Genomic DNA, 23,823 nt, shown 5'->3' with positions numbered 1-23,823 from the left:
GAATGAACCCCGACCGGAGGCGCGGGGCGCCTCCTCCCTCAAATGCCTTGACCCACGGGGAACGAAGAGCTACGTGGGTTCGTCGTTTCTGGAGAGCTTGACGGTCAGTACCTCCCCGTCCTCCACGAAACTAATGAGTCTCAGGTAGTACTCAGACTCGTCGATCGGAACACCTTCGCCGGTCGTTCTGTCATTTTTAGTCGGGGTAGTTTTCCGGTCCTTTCTCTTACTGAAATGCGAAAACGCTTCCGCTAATTCGGGGTAGGGGCCGCTCGGCAAGGACCAGTTATCGAGCATGTTCCGTATGCGCACGAGGACGTCATTCTTCCGCTTCGCCGATGTCCGGCCTTTGGTGCTCTCGGGGACAATGGTGTCGAACTCGTTCAACCAGTGCTTTACCGGGTCCTGGTCCCGCTTCGTGCGAATCAGTTCGACAACCTGATCCTTCGCACTTTCCATGCTGCGCGCAGATCCGTCTCTTTTGATCTTGTCCAGCGCGCCAAGGACAAGCGCTCTGATTTTCTCAGTCCTTCCAGCGTGCATTACGTGCGCCGCCCTGGACGTGTTTTGAGCCGTCGACGACATTGTGTTCAAGCCTAGGTGGTAATAGGCGAGCACAATGATGTGCCACGCCCTATCCGGCTGGCCTCCTGCGCATAGGCGTCTGGCCTCTTGAAGATAGATTGCCGAAATCAACAGTCCTTTGTACGGGTAGGGTCGCTGGTTACCCCACTGTGCAGGGACAAATGCGCCTGTGGTGATTCGGTATCGCACCCACTCCACCCAGGAGTACATTGGAGTGTCGCCGCGATCCTCCACTATCGACCCGGCTAGCTCCCAGAGGTAGCTGTTGTCGTGCACCTCATTGGTGTAGATGTGCTCGTGCCAGAGCGTGATCCCATTTTCGATCAGCAACAAAGGCTCAACTGCGCGTTCGCCTCGGTACTCGTAGAAAAAGTGCGTGATCGGCTCGCCGCTGTTCAAGAGATCCTGAAGCGATCCGCCCTCGGCGCCGTTTTTGTTCCCCATCGATGTTTCCCGCTCAAGTGCCTATGTGCGAATTATGGCTGCCGTGAGCTGGCTTCCGGCGATGCTGGAACCCAGCCGGTTCCGCCACCAGGTCCCTAGCTCATGGGCCGACCAAGGCCCACGACTGGGGACGCAAGGTCGGGCCACACCGCTCGGCAAGAACGTTGCGCCGACTGTGACTCGCGACGCCGGTACGAGTCGCGGTCGCCCAACTGGCGCACGAGCGACTTAGGCTCGACGCGGTAGGATCAAGTTTGGCAGCTAGGGCTGACGCTCCAAAATGTGAGTCAGATTGAGAGTCAGCATTGCATGAGCAATTGCTTATTGATTCGTAAAATCAATGGCCTACGCTCGGTATTCGATTGCTGGTGGGCCCACCATAAAGCCGACATTGCCGCGAACCTGAGCCCGCGAACCTGAGCCCGCGAACCTGCGCCGACGCGAGTTCGAACCTACAGGGAAGACCATGCCAACGGTCGAGCAAAGGCATGTAGTGGTGCCTCCATCGGCCTGGGCATCTCGCACTCTGGTCCCGGCGTCTTGCTTTCGGTGCTGACGCACAGACGGAAGTCGCGCAGGCCGCGGATCTGCAGGCTGTCGCCGTTCGCGACGGCGAAGCGCTCGACAGGCTCGTTCTGGCAGAGGACGCTTCGCTTGCCTTTGGAGCTTGCTGCCGATGCGCACTCGCGCGGAAACACCGTGTAGTGGCACTCCCCGCTCGCGCTGCGTAGGCATTCGAAGCGGGCGACGCCGCCTTCGACCGTCGTCTTGCTGTAGAGGAAATCGGCTGCGCCTTCGGTGCTGATGCGGTCGACGAACGTGCTGCGGCCGACATCGCAGCCGAACAACGACAGCGCGAAGTAGAACAGGGCGGCGATGATCTTCATGGTTCACCTCGAAGGTGGATGGCGCTGCGCTGTGGGTCAGGGCAACGCGATCACATGTGCCGGAACAGCGTCATGAACGGCGCGCTGACGGTCAGGGTTTCTGGCCGGGATTTGAGGCGCACGGTGCCGCGGCCGGAGTCGTCGCGGACGATGCCGGCGATCGCCTTGAGGTTGACGATCGTCGAGCGGTGGATCTGCTTGAACGTGGCCGGGTCGAGCATCGACAGCAGCTCGCGGATCGGCGTGCGCAGCAGCGCTTCGCCTTCCGCGGTCACCACCGTCGTGTACTTGTTGTCGGCGCGGAAGTAGGCGACTTCGTCGACCAGGATGAGGCGGGTCTCGCGGCCCGCGCTGGCGGTGATCCAGGTGAGCGGAGGCGGCGACGCCGCGGCTTGCGAGGGGCGAGCGCCCAGCTTCTCAAGCAAAGCGGCCAGTGCCGCGGCATCGTTGTTGCCGGTGCGCGCCTTCAGGCGTTGCACGGTGGCGGCCAAACGCTGCGGTGCGATCGGCTTGAGCAGGTAATCGACGGCGCCGCGTTCGAAGGCATCGATGGCGTACTGGTCGTACGCGGTCACGAACACGATCTGCGTGCTGGGCGTGGCTTCGGCCGCTGCCGCGGCGACTTCCAGTCCGGTGAGTCCGGGCATGCGAATGTCGAGGAATGCGACCTGGGGCTGGTGTTCGGCCAGCGCTTCCAGTGCGCTGGCGCCGTCCTCGCATTCGGCGACGATCTGCAACTCCGGCCATGCAGCGCGGAGCTGGTCGATGAGCGCCTGGCGCAGCAGGGCTTCGTCTTCGGCGACGACGCAGGTGCAGGCCGCTTCAGACATGGCGGGTGTCCTCTTCGAGGCTCGGCGGCACGGTGAGCGTCGCGGCGACGCCGGCGGGGAAGTTCGCGACCACGGATAGCGCAGCCTTGGAGCCGTAAAGCAGACGCAGCCGTTCGCGCACGTTCTTCAGGCCGATGCCGGTGCCGCTGCTCTTCGCGTTGAAGCCGTCGCCGTCGTCGGCCACGGTGACCGCCACGACATCGTCGCTGCGGCGCGCGCGGATCCACACCGTGCCGCCGCCGGTGCGCGGCTCCAGCCCGTGCTTGATGGCGTTCTCGACCAGCGTCTGCAGCACCATCGGCGGCAGGGGCGTGGCGCGCAGGTTCTCGGGCACGTCGACCTGCACGGACAGGCGCGACCCCATGCGGATCCTGAGGATCTCCAGGTAGGCGAGCGCGCGTTCGAGTTCGGCGCCCAGCGTCGACATCTCGTTGTCGGTGCTTGGCAGCGAACGGCGCAGGTACTGGATCAGGTGGCCGAGCATCTCCTCGGCGCGCGGCGGATCGCTGCGCGTCAGCAGCTGTGCGCTGGCCAGCGTGTTGTAGAGGAAGTGCGGCTCGACCTGCGCGTGCAGCAGGCTGAGCTTGGCGACGGTGAGTTCCTTCTCGGTGGCGGTCTGCACGGCCTCGGCCTTCTCGTTGCGACGGCGCTCGGCGACGCGGCGGGAGATGGCGCGTGTAATTGCCTCGGCGTTCTCGAAATTGGTGCCGTCGTCGACCAGGAACCAGTCGCTCCAGGCCGGGCTTTCCGGCTCGCAGATCAGGGTGAGGCTGCTGCTGTCGTGGCCCGGGGTGACCGTTGCTAGGATCTGGTTGCGCGGGTTGCCGAACCACCGCAGCGGGTTCCAGCGCCCGAGCGGATGCTCGCCATAGGTGTCGGGACGGCTGACCTTGGCGCGCACCTGCAGGCTGTCGCGCGCGCTCTCGACCTGCTCGATGCGCGGCAGTTCGCGAATGGCGGCGTCGATCAGGTCGAACGCCTCGCCCGCTTCGAACGGAACTTCGACCAGCCGGCGCTGGCGGTTGTCGATCGCGTCCTTGTCGATGTGCCCTGCGATCAGCCTGACCCGGCCCAGGTGCGAGAGCGCACCAGCCACGACCAGCGCCATCGTCACCATGCCCGCCACGGCGACCGGCCAGTCCAGCCGGCCGAGCAGCGGCAGCTCGGACCAGATCGCCGCCAGCAGGAAGATGGCCAGCATCCAGGCGATGGAGATGCGCAGGACGAAGGCGAGGCTCTTGAACACGATGCGTTCCGGGTCTGTGTGGATTGCGACGGAGCATAGCGACCTGCGCGGCGGAGTCGACCCGGATTGCGACGGATGCGGGAATGCGGCGATGAATCCGATGGCCCGGGGGGTGAAATCAGCCGGTGAAAGCCCGCCCGCTGCGATGCCACGGGAGTTTCACGCGGCCTGCACGCGGGAGCGCCGGAGGATGCCGGGTTCGCCGGATTTGCAGGATGGATTGCCATGACCACCCGTCGTCCGTTCGCCATCGGCCTGCTGGCATTGGCCGCCTCGATCCCCGCCACGCTGCACGCCGAAGAAGGGTGGGACTGGATGGTCGCGCCGTACCTGTGGGCGCCTTCCATCAAGGCCGACTTGAACGAGAGCCAGCCGCCGGTCGAGAACGACCAGGCGTTCGTCGACTGGATCGACAAGCTCGAGGTCGCCTTGCTTGGACATGTCGAAGGCCAGGGCGACCGCTTCGGCATGTTCGGCGACGTGATCTACCTGGCCCTGGGGGACAGCCATCACTACCCACGCGTACGCACGGAAGGCGACCTGGACAGCACCATCATCGAGCTGGCGGCGGTGCTGCCGCTGGGAGAGGAGCGGTTCCAGGGCTTCGATGTCTTCGGCGGCCTGCGCTATTTCGACGTCAGCGCGTCAACGGAGTTCGATCCGGTCAACGATGCATTGCCCGTCGTGTTCCGTGACCACGACGACAGCTACTACGACTTCATGCTTGGTGCGCGTTACACCGCCAAATTATCCGACCGCTGGGGACTCACCTTGCGTGGCGATGGCTCCACCGGCGATTCCGACGGCAGCTGGAGTGCTTCGATCAATGCCTCGTATCGAATGGGTAACGGCTCGTGGGTGTTCGGCTACCGCTACATGGAAGTCGAGCTGCCGATGGGGGACTCCTCGCTCGACCTGACGCTGAACGGTCCGCAGTTCGGCTACGCCTTCAGATTCTGAGCGCGGGCAGTTCCGTCCAACTCAAAGCAGGCCGTGCCGGTGCCAGATGACGAGCAGGCCGGCACCGACGATCACGTCGATCACCACGCACCACGGCACGTACCACTGAGGAATTTCGACCAGCGCCCGGCGCACGCGGTTGTGGTGAGCGAAGTCCCACGCGGCGTGCGCGAAGTAGGCGATCGCCACCAGCACCGGCCAGTACAGCAGGCCCAGCAGGCCGGCCACGGCGAACAGCGCGCTGACATTGAACTCGATCATCTGCTGGGCACCGGACCCGTTGACGACGGCGAAGCCGAAGTAGATGCCGGCGATCAGTGCGATCAGTATGGCCGCGAACGCAAGCGATGCATCGGGCGGTAGAAACGCGTGCGGCAGCAACGAGCCGATGCCGACCGCGACGCCGGTCAGCACCGGTCGCCGGGAGAACACCGACGAATGTGCGTGGTCGTGCCGCCCGGCCGTCTGCGTGGACATGGCGATCTCCTCGTCGAACTACCTGGCGGCCGCCGCTTCCGCGATCAACGCCGTCACTTCCGCCGGTTGCGATGCCAGCGACGCATGGCTCGCGGCGAGCGTGATGATCGTCTTCGCGCCGAGGCGGTCGGACATGCGCTTCTGGTTCTCCGGCGCGATCATCCGGTCCTCGCTGGAGATCTGATACCAGGAGGGCTTCTTCTTCCACGCGGGTGAGCTGATCGTGTTGCCGAACGTGCTGGCCAGTGGCGCCTTCTGCCCCACCGCCATCACCAGCGCCTCGTCCTGAGTGAGGTCCTGGCAGAAGCTCTCATGGAACTTGTCGCGCTTGATCCACAGGTAGCCGTCGCTGTCGGGCTCCAGGTTGGGGACGGCGACCGGCGGATGCTGCTGCGTGATGCTACCGGGACTCTCGCCGCTGTCGGGGGCGAATGCCGCGATGTACACGAGTCCGGTCACGTTGGGCTGGTCGCCGCATTCGGTGATGACTGCGCCACCGTAAGAGTGCCCGACGAGCAGCACCGGGCCGCTGACCTGCGCGACCATCTTGCGCGTGCGCTCGGCATCGTCGGCGAGCGACGTCAACGGCAGCTCGACCGCGCGCAGCGAGTCGAAGCCCTGCTTCGACAGCGCCACGATGACCTTGCTCCAGTGCGCGGCGCCTCCCCAGAAGCCGTGCACGAGGACGATGGTGGGCTTGCTGCTCATCGCGGCTCTCCAGAAATAATTAATTAAGCGCAGTGGTCCGGAGCAGCGCGGCGGGCGTGCTCTTCTGTTCGGAGGTCGCGGCCGTTTCATGAAACCGCGACGCCACGGGACGTGACGCCACGAAAATGGCCGCGCTGCCGTTAATTGGCCGTGATATCGCCCGGAAGGGCAATGACTCCAGGCACTGTCTGCCAGTTGTCGCGCAGGGAGAATGTCGCTCCCGCCGTACCCACCCCGATAGGAGACACTCCCCCATGCTCCAGATGCGCCCCAACTGCGAATGCTGCGACCGCAACCTTGCGCCGGATTCCGCCGACGCGCTGATCTGCTCGTTCGAGTGCACGTTCTGCACGCAGTGCGCGGGCAAGCTCGGCGGGCGTTGCCCGAACTGCGGCGGCGACATGCGTGCGCGTCCGACGCGCGCCGCCCACCTGCTGGAAAAGTATCCGGCGTCGACGCAGCGCGTCTTCAAGCCGGAAGGCTGCGCCCGCGGCGCGGGCTGATCCCCGCGCGGCACGCAGACCTGCAACGTGCAGGAATACAATCCGCCCATGTCCGCAACCCGGCCAGGCGATCTGCATGCCGCGCTAGCGGCGGTTGCGCGCGCGATCGCCGAATCGCTGGAAGTGCGCGATGTCTGGGATCGCGTCGCCGATGCCTGCCACACCATCGTGCCGTTCGACGCAATGGGCATCGTGCGGCTGGAGGAAGGCGGCCAGGTGCGCGCGGTCGCCGCGGCCGGCGAGCCCGCGGTCAAGGCGCTCGAAGGCCAGGTGTATCCCCGCGCCGGTTTCTCCCCGGCGTTCTGGCCCAATGCCGACGAGTTCATGGTGCTGCTCGGCGACGTGCCGAACCAGCTCGACGCCGCCTATCCGGTCGACCGTATCGCCATCGAATGGGGCTACCGGTCGGTGTTGCGCGTTCCGCTGGGACATTCCGGCGAACGGCTGGGCTCGATCCCGCTGGCTTCACGCACGCCGGAATGCTTCACCAAAGCGCATGGCGGTGCGCTGGTGGTGATCGCCGAGATGGCGGCGCTGGCGCTCGCGCACGAGCGCTTGGCCGCGACGCTGGCCGAGGAAACCCGCCGCACGGTCGCTGCACATGAGCGCGCCGAACGGCTCGAACAGCGCGTGCAGGCGCTGGCGCAGGAACTGCAGTCGCTGAGCCCGCACCAGGTTCTCGGCATCTCCCGCCGCTGGCGCGACGTGCTCGCGCAGGCTGCCAAGGTTGCGGCGACCGATACCACCGTGCTGTTGACCGGCGAATCCGGCAGCGGCAAGGAAGTGGTCGCGCGTTTCATCCATCGCGGTTCGCCGCGCAAGGACGGACCGTTCGTTGCGTTGAACTGCGCGGCGCTTCCCGAACAGTTGCTGGAATCGGAGTTGTTCGGCCACGAGCGAGGCGCGTTCACGGGCGCGCAGGCGACGCGGCCAGGTCGCATCGAGCAGGCCGCAGGAGGCGTGCTGTTCCTCGACGAAGTGACCGAGATGAGCCCGGGAGTGCAGGCCAAGTTCCTGCGCGTGCTGCAGGAGCGCGAGTACCAGCGCCTTGGCGGTGCGCGCACGCTGAGGGCCGACGTGCGCGTTCTGGCCGCCAGCAACCGCGACCTGCGCCAGGCGATCGCGCGCGGCACCTTTCGCGAGGATCTCTATTACCGGCTGGCCGTATTCGATATCGAACTGCCGCCGCTGCGCGAGCGCGCCGACGACATTCCGTTGATGGTCGATGCCTTCCTCGAGGAAGTGGGTCGCCACGTCGGCCGGCCCGCGGCCGGCATCACGGCGGAAGCGAAGCAGAGGCTGGGTGGCTATGCCTGGCCCGGCAACGTGCGCGAGCTGCGCAACGTGATCGAGCGTGCGGTGATCCTCAGCGAAGGCGGGCTGATCACCATCGAGCACCTGCCGCTGACGATGTCGGCTATCCCGGCCGGGCAGGCGGAGCCGATGGCGCCGCAATCGTTGCCCGACACCGAGCGCGAGATGATCGCGCAGGCGCTGGCGCGCTGCGGCGACAACAAGTCCAAGGCCGCCCGCATCCTGGGGCTGACGCGCGCGCAGCTGCGTTCGCGCATCGACAAGTACGGACTGAACACGAAGGCCTGAATCCGCGCGCGTCGGCTGCCCTGCGCGAACACCGCCAACATTGGCGATTTCCAGCCACCACCTTCGCGGCGATGATGACGCGCTCCTGGCCGGGCCGATGCGCAAACGCATGCTGCATCAAGCGTTTGCGCACACCATCGCGTGAAGGAAAAAGTTGGCACGCGATGTGCTCCATAGGGATCGAGTCCCGATGGAGTTCCAGCAGTGACCTTCCCCCAAACCCGATCGATCCATAGCAGACGCGCGGCGGCGACCACGCTGCTCGCCGCCTGCCTGATTGCGCCCGGCATCGCGGCCGCAGGCGACGCCGATGAGTGGCACTACCGCGTCAACCTGTACGGCTTCTTCCCCGAGATCAGCGGCCAGGTGCGTGCACCGGTGCCGGGCGGCGCCGAGATCGATGTCGATGCCGACGACCTGATCAGCAACCTCGAGATCGCCGCAATGGGCGGTTTCGAAGCGCAGAAAGGCAAGTGGGGCATGTTTGCCGACGTGATCTACATGGACGTCGGCGATTCGATCTCCAACTCGCCGGCGATCGGCCAGGGCACGGTGCCGCTGCCGCCGGGCGTGACCGCCGACGCCTCGCTCGATGTCGAAGCCGTGGCGTTCACCATTGCCGCGAACTACCGCTTTGTCTCGACGCCGTCGGACACCGTCGACGTGTTCGGCGGCGCGCGTCTGCTCGATGCCTCCACCGAACTGGAGTGGCGCTTCGAAACACCGATGGGCCCGCTGCCGCCGCCGCAGGGGCAGGGCCGCGTCAAGGTCAGCCGCGACGGCTGGGACGGCGTCATCGGTGCCAAGGGCCAGCACCGCTTCGGTTCGCGCGACCAGTGGTTCATTCCCTGGTACGTCGACGTAGGTACCGGCGAATCCGACCTCACCTGGCAGGCCTCCACCGGCATCGGCTATCGCGCCGGCTGGGGCGAAACCTTCCTGGTCTGGCGCCACCTCGACTACGACTTCGGAAGCAGCCGTCAGATCGAAGACCTCGGCTTCGACGGTCCCGCCGTCGGCGTCGCTTTCAGCTGGTAACTCATCAACCCCGCATCCCCCGGAGCACCGACATGTCTTATCGTCCGCAACGCATCGACGTCCATCACCACTTCATTCCGCCCGAGTACCTCGCCGAACTGCACCGGCTCGGCATCCACTGGACCGGCGGACCGCCCATCCCCGACTGGAACCTCGACATCGCACGCGAGGTGATGGATCGCAACGGCATCGCCCAGGCCGTCGCCTCCGTCGTGCCGCAGGTCTATTGGGGCGACACGGTTTTCGCCGCGCGATGGGCACGGCACGGCAACGAGTTCGCCGCCAGCATGGTGCAGCAGGACCCCGTGCGCTTCGGTGCGTTCGCGACGCTGCCATTGCCGGACACCAAGGCGACGTTGAAAGAAATCGAATACGCGCTCGACGTGCTGAAGCTCGACGGTGTGATCATGTTCTCCAGCTTCGGCGACCAGTACCCGGGCGACCCGGCCTTCGAGGAGGTGTTCCAGGAGCTGGAACGCCGCAAGGCGATCGTGTTGATCCATCCATGCACCGCGCCGCCGGGCGCCATCGTGCCCAAGCTCACCATCCCGTGGGGCATGGTCGAGTTCGTGCTCGACACCACCCGCGCAGTGACCAACCTGATGCTGAGCGGCACATTGCACCGGTATCCGTCGATCCGCTACATCGTCTCGCATGCCGGCGGCACGATCCCGTACATCGCGCAACGCCTGAAGTTCAGCGAGCAGATCGCCGGTGTCAGCGACAACATTCCGCTGGGCACGATGCACTACCTGCAGAAGCTGTACTACGACACTGCGCTCTCGACGTCCGAGACGGTGATGGCGGCGCTGCGGCAGTTCGTGCCCACCAGCCAGGTGCTGTTCGGCAGTGACTACCCGATGGTGCCGGAGAAGGTGGTGAGCGGCGAACACTCGATGCTGATGTCGAGCCGCGTCCTCGACGACGCGACGCGCCAGGCGATCGATCGAGACAACGCACTGGCGTTGTTCCCGCGCTTCGCCAACCAGCCGGCCGCAGTGTCTGCCATGGCGGGTTGACGATGTGGTCCCCGGGCCCGCGTCGCGGGCCCGGATCCGCCGGACATTGCGATGAACAAGCTCCTGATCCATTCCTTCGCGTCGCGTGCGTGGCTGACGCACGCAGCCCGCATGCTGCTTGTCTTGGTCGCGGCGTGCACCACCGTCGCCTGCAGCGTGGTCAAGGTCCGCGATGCCGAAGTCCGCGGTACGAAGGCGGCGCTGCACGGCACCGTACTCGACAGCGGTTACAGCGATGCAGTCCAGTCCGCGTTGCAATCGGCCGGCCTGGACCCGGGGAACTGCCTGCAACATGCCGAGCCTTGCCTGCAGCACATGCAGGCAATCGCGGCGCCGGACGATGAGGCATGGCTGCTGGCGATGGCCGAGCTGCACCTGTCGGCGGCAGGACCGACCTCCGCGACTCATGCCGCCGTCCCACCCCTCGCCCACTGCGTCGAGGCGGCGCGCTACACCTACGCCACGGGCCTGCCGGCCGCGCGGCCGTCGCGCAATGCAGCGCGGTTGCGCGATATCTACAACGAGGCCGCCGGATGCGTGGCGCTGACCTTCCTGGCGAACGGTTCCGATCCGGGCGAGACCGCTCCGCGCGTGCGCGAGGGACGCATCGATATCCGCATGCCGGACGGGCAACGGCCCGCCGAATGGATCGATGCGACGAGACTGCGCACCGAGGGCCTGCGTCATGCGCATCGCCGCGACGGACTCGGCGCCGCGCTGGTCGCGGTCGCTGACGTGGCGGGTGACGACGCGGCGACGCCGCTTCTGACGCCTCGCTACGTCCCGGCCACCGCCGTCGTCCGCTTCGAGGGCGACACGCCGGGTCAGGTCATTCGTGGGAGTGCTGCGATCATCGACGTGCTCGACCCGTACGCAAGCGAAACAGTACGCATCGGAGCGCACGACGAGCCGCTCGCCGCCGACTTCACCGCCCCCTATGCGCTGTGGCTCGCACGCTCGCGCCTGAAGCGACAGGGCGACCGGGCACTGGTGCAGGGCGAGACGCAGCTCGATGGTCCGCGTGTGTACGCGATGCAGCCGTTCGATCCCGATCGCCGCATCGTCGTGCTGCTGCATGGCCTGGGCAGCAGCCCGGAAACCTGGGCGGACGTGGCCAACGACATCCTCGGCGACGCGGAACTACGGCGCCGCTATCAGCTCTGGCAGGTGTTCTACCCGACCAACCTGCCGATCGCAGAGAACCTGCGCAGCATCCGCGGGGCGCTGCGCGCGGCATTGGCGTCCGTGGCAACGCCGGGCGAGGCGACGGCCAGCGATCACCTCACCCTGGTCGGTCACAGCATGGGCGGCGTGATCGCGCGGCTGCTGGTCGTCGATTCCGGCGACGCCCTGTGGCGTGCGCTCCTGGACGGCCCGGTCGATGCAGCGCAGCGCCAGCGGCTGGCACTGCTGGATCCTTACCTGACCCTGACGCCGATGCCCGAGGTCGATCGCATCATCCTGATGGCCGCCCCCCACCGCGGTTCGCCGAAAGCCAGCAGCTGGCTGGGTCGCGCCGGGTCGCGGCTGATCGGCCTGCCGAAAGCCGCGCTGCAGACCATAGCCTCGGTGGCCGATGCGATCCAGGGCGATGCACCGCAGCAGGCGCAGGCGCTGCGCGAACGGCAGATGGACAGCGTCGAAGCGCTGAGCGACCAGGGCCGCTATCTGCGCACCACTGCAACACTGCAGATCGCGCACGGCGTCGCGTATCACTCCATCATCGGCCGCAAGGATCCGTCGGTGCCGTTGGAAGCATCGAGCGACGGGCTCGTTCCCTATTCAAGTTCGCACCTGGAAGGCGCCATGTCGGAACTCATCGTGACTTCAGGCCATGGTGTGCAACAGACGCCGGAAGCGATCTTTGAGGTCCGCCGGATCCTGCGCGAAGCCGCTACCGGCTCGTCCCCAGCACCACGCGGTGCGCTCGCTCCGGCCGCCAGAGAAACGGGCGGCGTTGCGATCGTGCACGCGTATCCATGACCGGAACCCCGACGATGAATTATTTCCCCATCCGTTTCGATGAAAAGTTCTCCCGCTTCGACGAACATTGGTCGCCGCGCGTCGTCGCCGAGATGAACGACTACCAGTTCAAGCTGGTGAAGTTCCAGGGCGACTTCGTCTGGCATTGCCACGACGACACCGACGAGGTGTTCATCGTCATCGACGGCCGCATGCGGATCGACTTCCGCGACGGCCATGTCGAACTCGCATCCGGCGAGATGTTCGTCGTGCCCAAGGGCAAGGAGCATCGGCCCTCGGCCGCGGACGAGTGCAGGGTGATGCTGGTGGAGCCCCGTGGCGTCGTGAACACCGGCGAAGCCGGCGGCGAGCTGACCGCGAAGAACGACGTCTGGGTCTGACGCGACCACACATCAACCACGCCTGTCCTGGATGCACGCATGAAATCAATTCTGGCTACCCTGACCCTGTCGATTGCGGCGGTCCTGCCCTTGGCAGGCGCCGCGGCGGAACTGGGCGTGCTCGCGCCCGTCATCGTCGACGGCAAGCCGCAGGAGCGCGCGGCGCCGAACGGCGGCGCGATGGTGCCGGTGGTCACGCGCGTGAACGAAGGCAAGCTGTTCGACCAACTGCAGCACGAAGCACGCGAAGGCTTCACGGCGTCGGTGCTGGCGCTGGACGAGGCCGCGCAGCGCGCCTCCGGCAAACCGATGCGTCCGACGTGGCTGTTCCTGTCGCTGGAGGACGGTGGCTTCCCGCGCTTCGGCTTCTGGCTGCAGGAAGGCGGGCAGGCGCGCTACGTCGCCGATCATTACGTCGACCTCGTCACCGACGAGGACACCGTCGCCAACGGCGGCTTCGAGGAGATCTTCGCGCACGAGCAGGGCCACGTGCTGCTGCGTCGCCTGTTGCCGTCGCTGCCGGCAGGTTACTCGCGTACGCCGCATGCTGCCTTGGCAGTGACCGATCGCGTCACCGCGTTCGACGAAGGCTTCGCCATGCACTTCCAGGCGCTGGCGCGGCGTTTCACCCGCAACGAGCAGTTGCGCGCGGAAGACGACGGACTGACCGGCAAGCCGTTCCTGCCGTACTGGGCCAGTCACGCCGACCGCACCTGGCGGCTGGAGGGCACGCGCCGCAACAGTTTCGTGCAGCGCCAGCTGCCGCTGCCGGGCGAGGCGGATCCAATCCTCGCGCGCGACCACAGCCCGCTGTTCGATCCGGGTCACCTGAAGTCAGGCGACCAGATGATGGCGTCGGAAGGCGTCATCTCCACCGTCTGCTATCGCTGGCTGGCGCCGGGCGAAGGCACCACGCAGGCGCTGCTGCAGCGCTACGGCAAGCTGTTCGACGCACTGAAGGCGCTGGACAAGCGCGGCCTGACGAACGACTCGCCGGTGCTGGTCGAGCTGATCCAGTCGTACGCGATGCGATACCCGCAGGAAGGTGAGCAGGCCAAGCGCGTCTTCATCGAAACCACCTATGGCGCCACCGTCGATCCCGCCATGGCGCGGCAGAGCGAAGCGCTGGCGGCGGTCGGCAGCGTCGGCGACATGGAAGGATTCGTCGGCGGCCTCAAGCCCGCGCGCGCGGCGATGGCCAAGCTGACCGAAACCACCACGCCCGCCACGCTCGGCCGTGCGTTGTCGGCACCGATCTGGCTCTACAGCGACGCGCCGACCAAGCCCGGCCAGAGCCAGGGCGGCGGCCTTGCGTTCGATGTCAACACGGTCGAGCCCGAACAGCTGCAGGCGCTGGGTCTGGATGCGGCCACCGCACAGCGCATCGTCGAGGACCGGCGTGCGCATGGTCCCTACGCCGACCTCGCGTCGTTGTCGAAGCGCGCGGCGCTGACCCCGGCGAATGTCGCGAAGCTGGATTCGCTTAACCGCGCCGCGCTGCGCGCCGGTCCCACGCTGCGGCGCTGAGGCAGGAGTCCCGATGAAGACGCCCATGAAAACCATTGGCCTGATCGGCGGCATGAGCTGGGAATCCACGGTGCCGTATTACCGCGACATCAACCTGGCGGTGAAGGAGCGCCTTGGCGGCCTGCATTCGGCGCGGCTGATCCTGTACAGCGTCGACTTCCACGACATCGAGCGCCTGCAGCACGCGGGCCGCTGGGACGAGGCGGGCGACATGCTCGCTGATGCCGCGGCGTCGCTGGCCGCCGCCGGTGCCGATTTCCTGGTGGTGTGCACCAACACCATGCACAAGGTCGCCGGTGCAATCGAGGCGGCGGTGAACATCCCGCTGCTCCACATCGCCGACCCGACCGCCGAGGCGATCACGCAGGCGGGCTTCCGTCGCGTCGGACTGCTCGGCACGCGCTTCACGATGGAGCAGGACTTCTACCGCAGCCGGCTGGAGTCCACCCACGGCATCGAGGTGCTGGTGCCGCCGCAGGACGACCGCGACGACGTGCATCGCATCATCTACGACGAGCTGTGCCAGGGCGTCATCGCGGAGCCTTCGCGCGAGATCTACCGCGGCGTGATAGCGCGGCTGGTGGAGCGCGGTGCCGAGGCGGTCATCCTCGGCTGCACCGAGATCGGCTTGCTGGTCGGCGAAAGCGATTCGCCGGTCCCACTGTTCGACACTACCCGCCTGCATGCGCGCAGCGCCGCGCTGCATGCACTGTCCTGATTGTTCCGCCTCTCCCCCAAGAGTGTTCCCATGAAAGCTGCTGTCTATTCCCGCACCGGTCCCGCGCGCGACGTCCTGTCCATCGCCGAGCGGCCGCGCCCGGAACCGCAAGCCGGTGAAGTGCGCGTCCGCGTCGTCTGGTCGGGCGTCAATCCGTCCGACGTGAAGGCCCGCGCCGGAACGCGCTCCAACGTGCTGCCGTTCCCGCAGATCGTGCCGCACAGCGACGGCGCCGGCATTATCGATGCAGTAGGCGAGGGCGTTCCCGCCAGGCGCATCGGCGAGCGCGTGTGGATCTGGAACGCCGCGTGGGGACGTGCCGACGGCACCGCAGCCGAATGGATCGTGGTGCCTGCTGCACAGGCGGTCGCGGTGCCGGAAGGCGTCGCGCTCGATGCCGCGGCGTGCTTCGGCATTCCTGCGCTGACCGCGTGCCATGCCGTCAGCGTCGACGGTGGCGTCGCCGGCAAGCGCGTGCTCGTGGCTGGCGGTGCCGGCGCGGTCGGGCACTATGCCGTGCAGATGGCGAAGCTGGCCGGCGCCAGCCAGGTGATCGCCACGGTCAGCTCGGCCGACAAGGCCGCGCGCGCGATCGACGCCGGCGCCGATGTCGCGATCGATTACAAGACGGAAGACCTGGTCGGTCGTGTCAGCCAGGAAACGCAGGGGCACGGCGTCGACTGCATCATCGAAGTCGACTTCGCCGCGAACGCCGAGCAGGACTTCGCGATGCTGGCGCCGGAAGGCCGCATCGTCGTCTACGGCAGTGCCGCGCCGGAGATTCGCGTGCCGTTCGTGCCGGCGATCCTGAAGAACGTGCGCTTGTCGTTCTTCATCGTCTACCACCTGTCCGGTACCGATCGCGCCATCGCCATCCACCACCTCCACCGCTGGCTGGAGGCCGGTGCGCTCAAGCACGCCATCGCGCTGCGGCTGCCGCTGGATCAGATCGCGCAGGCCCACGAGGCGGTCGAGTCCGGCAGTGCCATCGGCAACGTCGTGCTCGCCATCACCGACGAGGCCGGAGCGGCCGCCGCAATCCTGTCCTGACCTCGGGAATCGTCCTTCCATGTATTCCGTTGCCTTCATCTACGAGCCCGGCGAGTACGACCTCGAGTTCCATCGCCTCAACCAACTGATCGACGAAGTCGCGCGCTCGATGCCCGACTTCATCGGCGCCGAGTCCTGGCAGTCGGCCGGCGGCAAGCGCCGCAATGCCACCTACTTCTGGAAGAGCCTCGACGCGCTCAAGGCCTTCTCCGTGCATCCCGCGCATCAGGAAGCCAAGCGACAGTACTCGCGCTGGTACGAGGGCTACCACATCGTCATCTCCGAGGTGGTGCGCTCCTACGGTGACGGTGCCTTCGCACACGCGACGCCGAACGACCGCAAGCGGGTGGCGTGATGGCGACGATGACGATGCCCGCGACACCGCAACGCAGCCTGACGCCGTTCTGGACGTGGACGTTCGCCATCGCCTGGGCGATCACCGTGCCGATCGCCTGGCAGGTGCAGGCCAAGGCGCCGCTCGGCCTGCCGGTGGCGCTGGGCTGGCTGATTGGCGTGGTGCCGGGCGCCGTAGCCATTGCGCTGTCGCGGCGCGAAGGCGGCATCGCGGCGTTCCTGCGACAGGCGTTGCATCTGCGCGCGCCGGCATGGGCCTTTGTGACGGCGCTGCTGCTGCCATTCGCACTGCTGCTGTCACCGTGGGCGTGGAGCCAGTTAACGGGTGCACCCATGCCGAAGCTGCATTTCGGCCCACAGGCGCTGGTGTTCTACGTGGTGTGGCTGGTGTTCGCATTCGGCGAGGAGCTCGGCTGGCGTGCCTATGCGTTGCCGAAGATGCTTGGGCGCGGCTTCTGGACGGGCGCCACGGCATTGGGGCTGATCTGGTGCGTGTGGCACTACCCCAAGCTCTACAACAGCCCCTACCTGCCGGGCTTCGTCGAAGGCCTGCCGTTCGTGCTGAAGTTCTCGCTGCAGATCGTGCTGGCCAACTACCTGATCTGCTGGCTGTACCTGCGCGGCGGCCGCACCGCGGTCATCCCCGCACTGTTCCATGCCGGCTTCAACACCGTCGCCACCGTCCACCCGATGGCGGCGCTCGACGGATCGGTCACTGCAGCTATCGGCGTTCTCGTGGCGATCGTGGCGATCGCCGATCGTCGCGGCATCTCAGCGTTGCGTACCGCTTCGTTCTGAAGGAATTGCCATGAAGGATTCCCTGCAAGCCGGAGTCCGCTACACGCACACCTTCGTCGTGTCCGCGGCGAAGACGGTGCCGGCGTTGTATCCGGAGTCGGACGAGTTCACCGCGATGCCGGAGGTGTTCGCCACCGGCTTCCTGGTCGGCTTCCTGGAATGGGCGTGCATCCTCGCAATCCATCCGCACCTGGACTGGCCGCGCGAACAGACCGTTGGGACCCACATCGACGTCAGCCACTTGGCCGCCACGCCGCCGGGGCTGACCGTCACCGCGACCGTCGAGCTGGTGGCGGTGGAAGGCCGCAAGCTGACGTTCGACGTCGAGGCGCATGACGGCGTCGAAGTGATCTCGCGGGGCCGCCACGAGCGCTACGTCATCGATCGCGGCCGTTTCGATGCGAAGGTGGCGGAGAAGAGGCCGGCTTGACCGGCGTCTCGAAATGGCCAATCCGCTGCGACCAGAAGCAGTCGGTCCAATGACGCAGCGTTGACCTGCAGGAGTTCTCCCATGTTCGCAAGAGCAGTTTTTGTACTGCTTGGCGCGCTGATCGCCGGCGGCGACGCGGCAGCGCAGGCGGCCTCGAAGCCGGCGGCGACGAAAGTCATGATCGTCGGTACGTTCCACCTGGACAATCCGGGACGAGACGTCTTCAACGTCCAGGTCGATGACGTGCTTACTGACAGGCGTCAATCAGAACTGGCCGGCATCGCCAAGTCGCTCGCCCGGTTCGCGCCGACCGTGGTCATGGTGGAATGGCCGGAGGCACTGACGGACGAACGTTACGCGAGCTTCCGAGCCGGCACGCTTCCGCCCTCCCGTAACGAGGTCGTGCAGTTGGGATTCCGGCTGGCAGCGCTGCGTGAGTTGGAGCGCGTCCACGGCATCGACGTCGAAGGCGACTTTCCATTCGAGCCGGTCAAGGTTTACGCAAACAGCCATGGCATGGCGCCGCGACTGGACGCGGCACTGGCCGGCGCGGGGAAGGAAGTGCAGGCGCTTAGCGAACGGGTGCGCACGGGCAGTCTCGGATCGGTCCTTCGCTACATGAACACGCCATCGCGGGCACTTGAGAACCATGGGTTCTATGTGGACATGCTGCGTTATGGCGAAGGGGGTACGCAGCCAGGCGCGCGCCTTGCCGGTGCCTGGTATGCGCGCAATCTCACGATCTGCGCCAGGCTGCTGCAGTCCCTGCCCGCGGGTGGTCGCGCGGTCGTGTTCTTCGGTGAGGGGCACGCCTATCTGTTGCGCCAGTGCGTCATCGAGGCGCCTGATGTCGATCTGGTCGAGGCGAACGACTACTTGCCAAAGTAAGCGAATCAGCCGCGCTGGATGATTCCAATGAAGGATCATCAGGTCGGAAGCGGGCTATCCGGAAGATCTGCCTTGTGGTGCCAAGCGTCTGAATCGAGCCGAGCAGCGAAGCGGCTGCGACCAGGAGGAGCGAGCCGCGTCATTCGCTGCGCTGCCCCGCACACCAAAGGCAACACGCTGCGCGCCCTTTACTGGTGGGCGGCCCGTGCGCCTCTTCTATCGTTGCGTTGCGTAGTCGCGCGACTTTGTACGAACTCCGGGAAGGTCTCCGCTAGCGGCGCCGTGTCCGGCAAGACGTAAAACACCCCGCCCCGCTCGAACGTCGGACGGATGATCTGCTCGTAAAATTCGGGCGAGACGTTGATGCAGCCATGAGTGATGCGGTTGTCGTCCGGCGAAGGCGATGCGAGGCGTTCGGGGCGTCTCTCGGCCGGGACGCCAGTAGCGGTAGGGTGCATGGAGACCGCGGAATCGTAGTCAACCCACAGCACGCGCCCAGCGTCGACTGAAGGACCGAAACCGCCCACAAAGCGGCCAGCAGGCGTCGTGCGATCCCGGCCCGGAATTTCGCGAAGCGCGAGACCAGCGATGCCGGGGGCCGCATGATCGCCGACCGCCGAGCCAAAGAGCCCAGGCGCCGCGCCGCGAAGGCGGCCGTCACCGCCGAACACCAGGATCTGTGCGGCGGCCTTGTCGATGACCGCAAACGGATAGCCTTCGCTGTCCCTGGTTGCGACAACCCAGCCAGCGAGCTCAATCACCGTGCTGGACACTTCCTGGTCTGACGGAAGCTGGTCGACGGCGGCGACCGGTTGCGCGGCGGCATCCTCGGCGCTGGCCACGCCGAAGCTCGCGAACGCCAGCGCCAGCGCCAGCGCACAATGAACGGCCCTGATCGCAGGGTGTGTGTACGTACGGATGGGACGATTCCTTAGAACAAAGACTGGTGGTGTGAAGGAGACCGGTGGCCAGCAAAGGCCACCGGGTCCCGGTTCAGCCGTTCGTCGCGAATTGTGCGAGAGCGATTAACCGCGCGGCTTGCGGCTCGGCGCCGCTTCGAGCTGCTGGACGCGGCCTTCCAATGAATCAAGCCGTTGGTTGGCCTGCTGCGCACCCTGATTGGCGGATTCGGCGCTCTGGGCGGCGTTCTGCACCTTCGTGTCGAGTTGATCGAGGCGTGAATTGATCCCTGCAAACTCGTCATCATAGGTGGCGCAGGCGCCAAGACTCAGGGCGACGATCGCCACGCCGAGCGTGCGCGCTATCACCAGATGTTGCTTGGTCAGGAACATTTTTCTTCTCCTTCGTCTGGGGTATCGGAAATATAGCGGCCTTCGTGCCGGAGTCATGAACCCGCATTCAGCTGACGTTGGAATACGTAGATGGCTTGTGAACGTGTGGCAACTAGATGGGAGTTGCAGCTTGAATCCATCAGTCACCACGAGAACTCGCAGCATTTGATGACCATCACAACTTTATCCGAAGTCACCGATTACCCAATGTGAACAGTAGTCTTAATAAGCGAGCCGTTTGGCACTGACTGATCTTCAGCCCCTCCAATGCGTCCAGGCGGTCGACATAGTCTCTCCCGGCATCACTACTGCACCGCGCCATGTCCGCTTTGGGTCGATAGCGGCCATTACCGTCGAAGCAGCGAGGTCCACCGACGACCGGCGAAGGCGCGGCCTGGCGTGACGAACTTGTCACGAAACCATTAATCGGGGTAATCAGATTGGCGTGCGGCACCTACACCGCAGGCTCCATTGATCCAACGGCCACCAAGCGGCCCTGTTCGCGGCAAAATGGCATGCCTCGCCATTGGTTTTCGGGAAGTGCATGCGCATCGGAATCGACTTCGGCACGAGCTATTCGGCCGCCGGTGCTGTCATCGATGGCGAATTGCAGCTGATCCGGTTTGGCGATGACCTGCAGTTCCGTACCACTGTTTTCTTCCCGCAGCGGCTGCCGGACCTGTCCGACTTCGTACTCACCGACGACCTGCACGACGAGATCCGGAGGTTGACGGGAGAGTTCCGCCGCGACCAGACCCGGCTGCATGCGGACCTTCGCGCACGCCGCGAGCAGGCGATGCAGCGCTCCGAGCCCCAGCGGTCGCGCGAACTTGGCATGATTCCCGCGCCGCGCATTCGAAGCGAGCCGGAGCTGGAACGCGACGCGCGCGCGCTCGTGCGTAGGCGCTGGGCGGCGCAGGAGATGCGCAAGGCCATGCTCGAGCGAGTGGACCTGCAGCATGCGCTGTATGGCGAAGAGGCCGTCGATGCCTTCATCGAGGGGAGCGCGGGCCAGTTGGTGGTGTCTCCGAAGTCCATGCTGGGCTACCGGCTGGAGGCGCATGCGCGCGACACACTGTTGGGTATCGCCACACAGTTGCTCCGGCACATCCGGCTCACGGCTAGCGCGCAACTCGGTCGCGACGTAAGGGCGGCCCTTCTGGGTCGCCCCGTGCGATTCCGAAGCTCGATGAAAGAGGCAGGCGGCGTACAGGCGCTCGAAATCCTGACCGACGCGGCGTATGCCGCCGGCTTCGACGAGGTGGAGTTCCTCGAAGAACCGGCAGCGGCCGCATACGGTTATCACCAGCGCAACGAACGCCCCCTCCGGACGCTGATCCTCGACATCGGCGGTGGAACGACGGACATCGCCCTTGCCGATGTCGGCGGTGCGGGAAACGCACCGGTCGTGCATGGTTCATGGGGCGAGCCGGTGGGCGGAACCGACGTGGACATCGAGCTGAGCATGCGCTCGGTCATGCCGCTGTTCGGTAAAGGCGTCACCAACACGCCGGTGCACCGTTTCTACGAAGCATCCGCCGTGCAGGACCTGCAACGTCAGGCCCGGTTCCGCGAGGCCTCGTTCGCGCATGTCGAAGCGCCCTACGGCCAGCGTCTGGAGGCGCTGAGGGCGCCGGGACACACCGTTCGCCTGAATCGTGCCGTTGAGCGCGCCAAGATCCAGTTGAGCCAAGCCGAGTCCGTGACGCTGGAGCTCGACTTCATCGAGGCAGGCTTGCTCGGGCCCCTCGACTCCGCACGCCTCGGCGATGCGGCGTCACCGTTCCTCCGCCATGTGCGCACACTCATGGAGAGCACCAGGGCCGAACTGACGCAGCCGCCGGAGACGGTCTATCTCACCGGCGGCATGTCGCGCTCGCCCTATGTACCGCGGCTCGTCAGGGAGATGTTCCCGGATGCGGAGCTGGTCAAGGGCAACGCGTCGCTGGGCGTGGTGACAGGATTGGCGCACGCGGCAGCGCTCTAGGTGCGCAGCGATTGCCGAGGACCGATCACCGGTTCCGGCTTCGTCCTGGCACTGTTGATGCGGCACCGATCCGAGTGTCCGTTTGATAGCGGACTTTGGCACCACGCAGATCGCGCCTTCCCACGACCGCAGCAGGAGCATCTGCTACAGGCGGATCAGTCTTCTTGCATGAGTGCGAACTTCGTTGCCAGGAACTCAATCAGGGTCCGCACCGATGGCAACTGACCGCGGCGCGAAGCGAACACGGCGTGGATGATCTCGCGCCGCGGCGCCCACTGCGGGACGACGTGGACGAGTTCGCCACGCGCAAGCTGTTCGGTCACGACCATCGTGGGCAACTGCACCACGCCGACGCCGGCGACCGCGGCGGTGCGCAGCATCAGCATGCCGCGCGTGATCAGACGCGGGGTGTGGTGCACGCTGGCCTGCGCGCCGCCAGGGCCTAGCAGATGCCATACATGGTCGTTCTGCGGGACGCCCAGGTCCATGCTCGGCATGCGCGCCAGGTCCGCCGGGACTTCGGGGGCGCCGTGCTGCGCAAGCAACGATGGGCTCGCGACCAGGCACTGACCGCGGTCAGCCAGCACGCGCATCACCAGGTCGCTGTCTTCCAGCGGCGGGGGGCGTACGCGGATGGCGATGTCGATGCCCTCGCCGACGACATCGACGCGGCGGTTGGTCGATTCCAGGTGCACTTCCACGCGCGGATGCTCGACCATGAAGTCGGCCAGCATCGCTCCGACGCGCGTGTCCAGCAGCGCGACCGGGCAGGACATGCGCACCACACCGCGTGGTTCCGAACGGGTGACGTCGATGGCTTCCTGCGCGGCCTCGGCTTCAACCAGCATCGCTTTGCAATGCGTGTAGTACGTCTGGCCGATGTCGGTAACCGAGAAGTGGCGCGTGGAGCGCTGGATCAGCCGCACGCCCAGTCGCTCCTCGAGCAGGGCGATGCGGCGGCTCAGCTTGGACTTGGGCATGCCCAGTGCCCGGCCGGCGGGGGCGAAGCCGCCATGCTCGACCACCTGGACGAAGTAGCCGAGGTCGTTCAGGTCCTGCATCGTGCGTGCCCGCCAGCGTTCACCAGATAGGACTGTGAGGATAAGTTTCGCCGTCTACCGGAGCCATCGTCCTGCAAATAACGTGTCCAGCCATGAAAGGCGGCCCGGCCCGGGCGCCTGCGGAGTTGGACGATGAAGAAGATCCTCGGCGTTTACAGTGCCCCCAAGCCGCATTGGGTGGGCGATGGTTTCCCGGCCCGCTCGATGTTCTCCTACACCTCGCACGGCCGGCACCTCAGCCCGTTCCTGCTGCTCGACTACGCAGGGCCGATGCGCTTCGAGCCGGCCAGCCAGCCGCGCGGCGTCGGCCAGCATCCGCATCGCGGCTTCGAGACCGTCACCATCGTCTACGAAGGCGAACTCGAACACCGCGACTCCACTGGCAGCGGTGGCAGCATCGGTCCCGGTGACGTGCAGTGGATGACGGCGGCGTCCGGCATCCTCCACGAGGAGTTCCATTCGCACGCCTTCACCCGCAGCGGCGGCACGCTGGAGATGGTGCAGCTGTGGGTGAATCTGCCTGCGCGAGACAAGATGGCCGAGCCTGGCTACCAGACGCTGCTCGATGCACAGATTCCGTCGGTGCCGCTGGCGAACGACGCCGGCCGGGTACGCGTGATCGCCGGCGAGTACGCCGGCCATCGCGGTCCGGCGCGCACGTTCACGCCGGTGGACGTCTGGGATGTGCGCATGACCGCCGGTGGCACGGCCGCGTTCGAGATCGCCGAAGGCCGCACCCTGGCCCTGGTCGTCCTGCGAGGCTCGATCCGGGTGAACGGTGCGGACACCGTTGGTCCGGCGCAGATGGTGATGCTGGACCGTGAGGGCCGCGATGTTGCGGTGGAAGCGTCCAGCGATGCGACCTTCCTGCTGCTCAGCGGCGAGCCGATCGACGAGCCTGTGGTCGGTTACGGCCCGTTCGTGATGAACACTCAGGCCGAGATCTCGCAGGCCGTCGCCGACTTCAACGGCGGCCGGTTCGGCGCGATGCGCGCCAACGGATAACGCGTTCCCTGGCGGTGCCGGTTCCGGCACCGCCAGGGAACGCGTTATCCG

At 66.2% G+C, this 23,823-nt stretch carries 25 protein-coding genes; 16 read left to right on the top strand and 9 right to left on the bottom strand.

Annotation, left to right across the window (positions count from 1 at the left end):
* Positions 1–69: 69 nt before the first annotated feature.
* The 4 genes from IU514_RS02845 to IU514_RS02830 all read right to left on the bottom strand — a co-directional run bounded on the left by IU514_RS02845 (position 70) and on the right by IU514_RS02830 (position 3,992).
* The gene (locus IU514_RS02845; protein ID WP_194929579.1) at positions 70–1,029 is read right to left on the bottom strand and encodes a hypothetical protein; all 960 of its coding nucleotides are present in this window, start codon (positions 1,027–1,029) and stop codon (positions 70–72) included.
* Positions 1,030–1,481: 452 nt separating this feature from the next.
* Positions 1,482–1,916, bottom strand: a complete 435-nt coding sequence (locus IU514_RS02840; protein ID WP_194929578.1) for a hypothetical protein — start codon at positions 1,914–1,916, stop codon at positions 1,482–1,484.
* A gap of 50 nt (positions 1,917–1,966) precedes the next feature.
* A complete protein-coding gene (locus IU514_RS02835; protein WP_194929577.1) occupies positions 1,967–2,746 on the bottom strand; it encodes a LytR/AlgR family response regulator transcription factor in 780 nt (259 codons plus the stop codon).
* Positions 2,739–3,992 (bottom strand): sensor histidine kinase, encoded by a 1,254-nt coding sequence (locus IU514_RS02830; RefSeq protein ID WP_324187770.1) that lies wholly within the window; start codon positions 3,990–3,992, stop codon positions 2,739–2,741. Before IU514_RS02830 ends, IU514_RS02835 begins: the two co-directional genes overlap by 8 nt.
* A 225-nt stretch (positions 3,993–4,217) precedes the next feature.
* Here IU514_RS02830 and IU514_RS02825 point away from each other — a divergent pair, with 225 nt between their 5' ends.
* Positions 4,218–4,952, top strand: coding sequence for a hypothetical protein (locus IU514_RS02825; RefSeq protein ID WP_194929576.1), 735 nt, complete (start codon positions 4,218–4,220; stop codon positions 4,950–4,952).
* 21 nt (positions 4,953–4,973) lie between these two features.
* Here IU514_RS02825 and IU514_RS02820 read toward each other — a convergent pair whose 3' ends face one another.
* Together IU514_RS02820 and IU514_RS02815 are read right to left on the bottom strand one after the other, a co-directional pair.
* On the bottom strand, positions 4,974–5,429 hold the full coding sequence (locus IU514_RS02820; RefSeq protein ID WP_194929575.1) for a DUF6010 family protein: 456 nt from the start codon (positions 5,427–5,429) through the stop codon (positions 4,974–4,976).
* An 18-nt stretch (positions 5,430–5,447) separates the two neighbouring features.
* Positions 5,448–6,137: an alpha/beta hydrolase gene (locus tag IU514_RS02815; protein ID WP_194929574.1), complete on the bottom strand. Its 690-nt coding sequence runs from the start codon at positions 6,135–6,137 to the stop codon at positions 5,448–5,450.
* Positions 6,138–6,391: 254 nt separating this feature from the next.
* On the opposite strand from IU514_RS02815, the gene IU514_RS02810 reads away from it, so the two are divergent.
* The 13 genes from IU514_RS02810 to IU514_RS02750 all read left to right on the top strand — a co-directional run bounded on the left by IU514_RS02810 (position 6,392) and on the right by IU514_RS02750 (position 18,427).
* Positions 6,392–6,640: a DUF1272 domain-containing protein gene (locus tag IU514_RS02810; protein WP_194929573.1), complete on the top strand. Its 249-nt coding sequence runs from the start codon at positions 6,392–6,394 to the stop codon at positions 6,638–6,640.
* Between the two features lie 48 nt (positions 6,641–6,688).
* A complete protein-coding gene (locus IU514_RS02805) occupies positions 6,689–8,242 on the top strand; it encodes a sigma-54-dependent Fis family transcriptional regulator (RefSeq protein WP_194929572.1) in 1,554 nt (517 codons plus the stop codon).
* Positions 8,243–8,446: 204 nt separating this feature from the next.
* Positions 8,447–9,280, top strand: a complete 834-nt coding sequence (locus IU514_RS02800) for a hypothetical protein (protein WP_194929571.1) — start codon at positions 8,447–8,449, stop codon at positions 9,278–9,280.
* A gap of 32 nt (positions 9,281–9,312) precedes the next feature.
* Positions 9,313–10,299, top strand: a complete 987-nt coding sequence (locus IU514_RS02795; RefSeq protein ID WP_194929570.1) for an amidohydrolase family protein — start codon at positions 9,313–9,315, stop codon at positions 10,297–10,299.
* Positions 10,300–10,350: 51 nt separating this feature from the next.
* Complete coding sequence (locus IU514_RS02790) at positions 10,351–12,282, top strand: esterase/lipase family protein (protein WP_194929569.1); 1,932 nt, start codon at positions 10,351–10,353, stop codon at positions 12,280–12,282.
* Between the two features lie 14 nt (positions 12,283–12,296).
* A complete protein-coding gene (locus IU514_RS02785) occupies positions 12,297–12,662 on the top strand; it encodes a cupin domain-containing protein (protein WP_194929568.1) in 366 nt (121 codons plus the stop codon).
* Positions 12,663–12,701: 39 nt separating this feature from the next.
* Positions 12,702–14,189 carry a ComEA family DNA-binding protein gene (locus IU514_RS02780; protein ID WP_194929567.1) on the top strand — a complete coding sequence of 496 codons (1,488 nt, stop codon included), beginning with the start codon at positions 12,702–12,704 and terminating at the stop codon, positions 14,187–14,189.
* Positions 14,190–14,202: 13 nt separating this feature from the next.
* Positions 14,203–14,907, top strand: coding sequence for an aspartate/glutamate racemase family protein (locus IU514_RS02775; protein ID WP_228760458.1), 705 nt, complete (start codon positions 14,203–14,205; stop codon positions 14,905–14,907).
* Between the two features lie 30 nt (positions 14,908–14,937).
* Entirely contained in the window at positions 14,938–15,957 is a 1,020-nt protein-coding gene (locus tag IU514_RS02770; protein ID WP_194929566.1) for an NADPH:quinone reductase, read from the top strand.
* 19 nt (positions 15,958–15,976) lie between these two features.
* The gene (locus IU514_RS02765; RefSeq protein WP_194929565.1) at positions 15,977–16,312 is read left to right on the top strand and encodes an antibiotic biosynthesis monooxygenase family protein; all 336 of its coding nucleotides are present in this window, start codon (positions 15,977–15,979) and stop codon (positions 16,310–16,312) included.
* On the top strand, positions 16,312–17,109 hold the full coding sequence (locus IU514_RS02760) for a CPBP family glutamic-type intramembrane protease (RefSeq protein ID WP_194929564.1): 798 nt from the start codon (positions 16,312–16,314) through the stop codon (positions 17,107–17,109). Before IU514_RS02765 ends, IU514_RS02760 begins: the two co-directional genes overlap by 1 nt.
* A 10-nt stretch (positions 17,110–17,119) precedes the next feature.
* Complete coding sequence (locus IU514_RS02755) at positions 17,120–17,539, top strand: thioesterase family protein (RefSeq protein ID WP_194929563.1); 420 nt, start codon at positions 17,120–17,122, stop codon at positions 17,537–17,539.
* A gap of 177 nt (positions 17,540–17,716) precedes the next feature.
* Positions 17,717–18,427 carry a DUF5694 domain-containing protein gene (locus tag IU514_RS02750; RefSeq protein ID WP_194929562.1) on the top strand — a complete coding sequence of 237 codons (711 nt, stop codon included), beginning with the start codon at positions 17,717–17,719 and terminating at the stop codon, positions 18,425–18,427.
* A 188-nt stretch (positions 18,428–18,615) separates the two neighbouring features.
* Here the strand turns inward: IU514_RS02750 and IU514_RS02745 are convergent, their stop codons facing one another.
* A complete protein-coding gene (locus tag IU514_RS02745; RefSeq protein WP_194929969.1) occupies positions 18,616–19,296 on the bottom strand; it encodes a L,D-transpeptidase in 681 nt (226 codons plus the stop codon).
* Between the two features lie 156 nt (positions 19,297–19,452).
* A complete protein-coding gene (locus IU514_RS02740) occupies positions 19,453–19,719 on the bottom strand; it encodes a hypothetical protein (RefSeq protein WP_194929561.1) in 267 nt (88 codons plus the stop codon).
* Positions 19,720–20,263: 544 nt separating this feature from the next.
* On the opposite strand from IU514_RS02740, the gene IU514_RS02735 reads away from it, so the two are divergent.
* The gene (locus IU514_RS02735; protein ID WP_194929560.1) at positions 20,264–21,706 is read left to right on the top strand and encodes an Hsp70 family protein; all 1,443 of its coding nucleotides are present in this window, start codon (positions 20,264–20,266) and stop codon (positions 21,704–21,706) included.
* Between the two features lie 155 nt (positions 21,707–21,861).
* On the opposite strand, the gene IU514_RS02730 is transcribed toward IU514_RS02735, so the two are convergent.
* Positions 21,862–22,767 carry a LysR family transcriptional regulator gene (locus tag IU514_RS02730; RefSeq protein ID WP_194929559.1) on the bottom strand — a complete coding sequence of 302 codons (906 nt, stop codon included), beginning with the start codon at positions 22,765–22,767 and terminating at the stop codon, positions 21,862–21,864.
* A 132-nt stretch (positions 22,768–22,899) separates the two neighbouring features.
* On the opposite strand from IU514_RS02730, the gene IU514_RS02725 reads away from it, so the two are divergent.
* The gene (locus tag IU514_RS02725; protein WP_194929558.1) at positions 22,900–23,772 is read left to right on the top strand and encodes a pirin family protein; all 873 of its coding nucleotides are present in this window, start codon (positions 22,900–22,902) and stop codon (positions 23,770–23,772) included.
* Positions 23,773–23,823: the final 51 nt, after the last annotated feature.

Origin of the sequence: Lysobacter niastensis, from assembly GCF_015453285.1 — a bacterium.
Taxonomy (GTDB): domain Bacteria; phylum Pseudomonadota; class Gammaproteobacteria; order Xanthomonadales; family Xanthomonadaceae; genus Lysobacter_J; species Lysobacter_J niastensis.
This window is presented reverse-complemented; position numbering and strand designations above follow the sequence as displayed.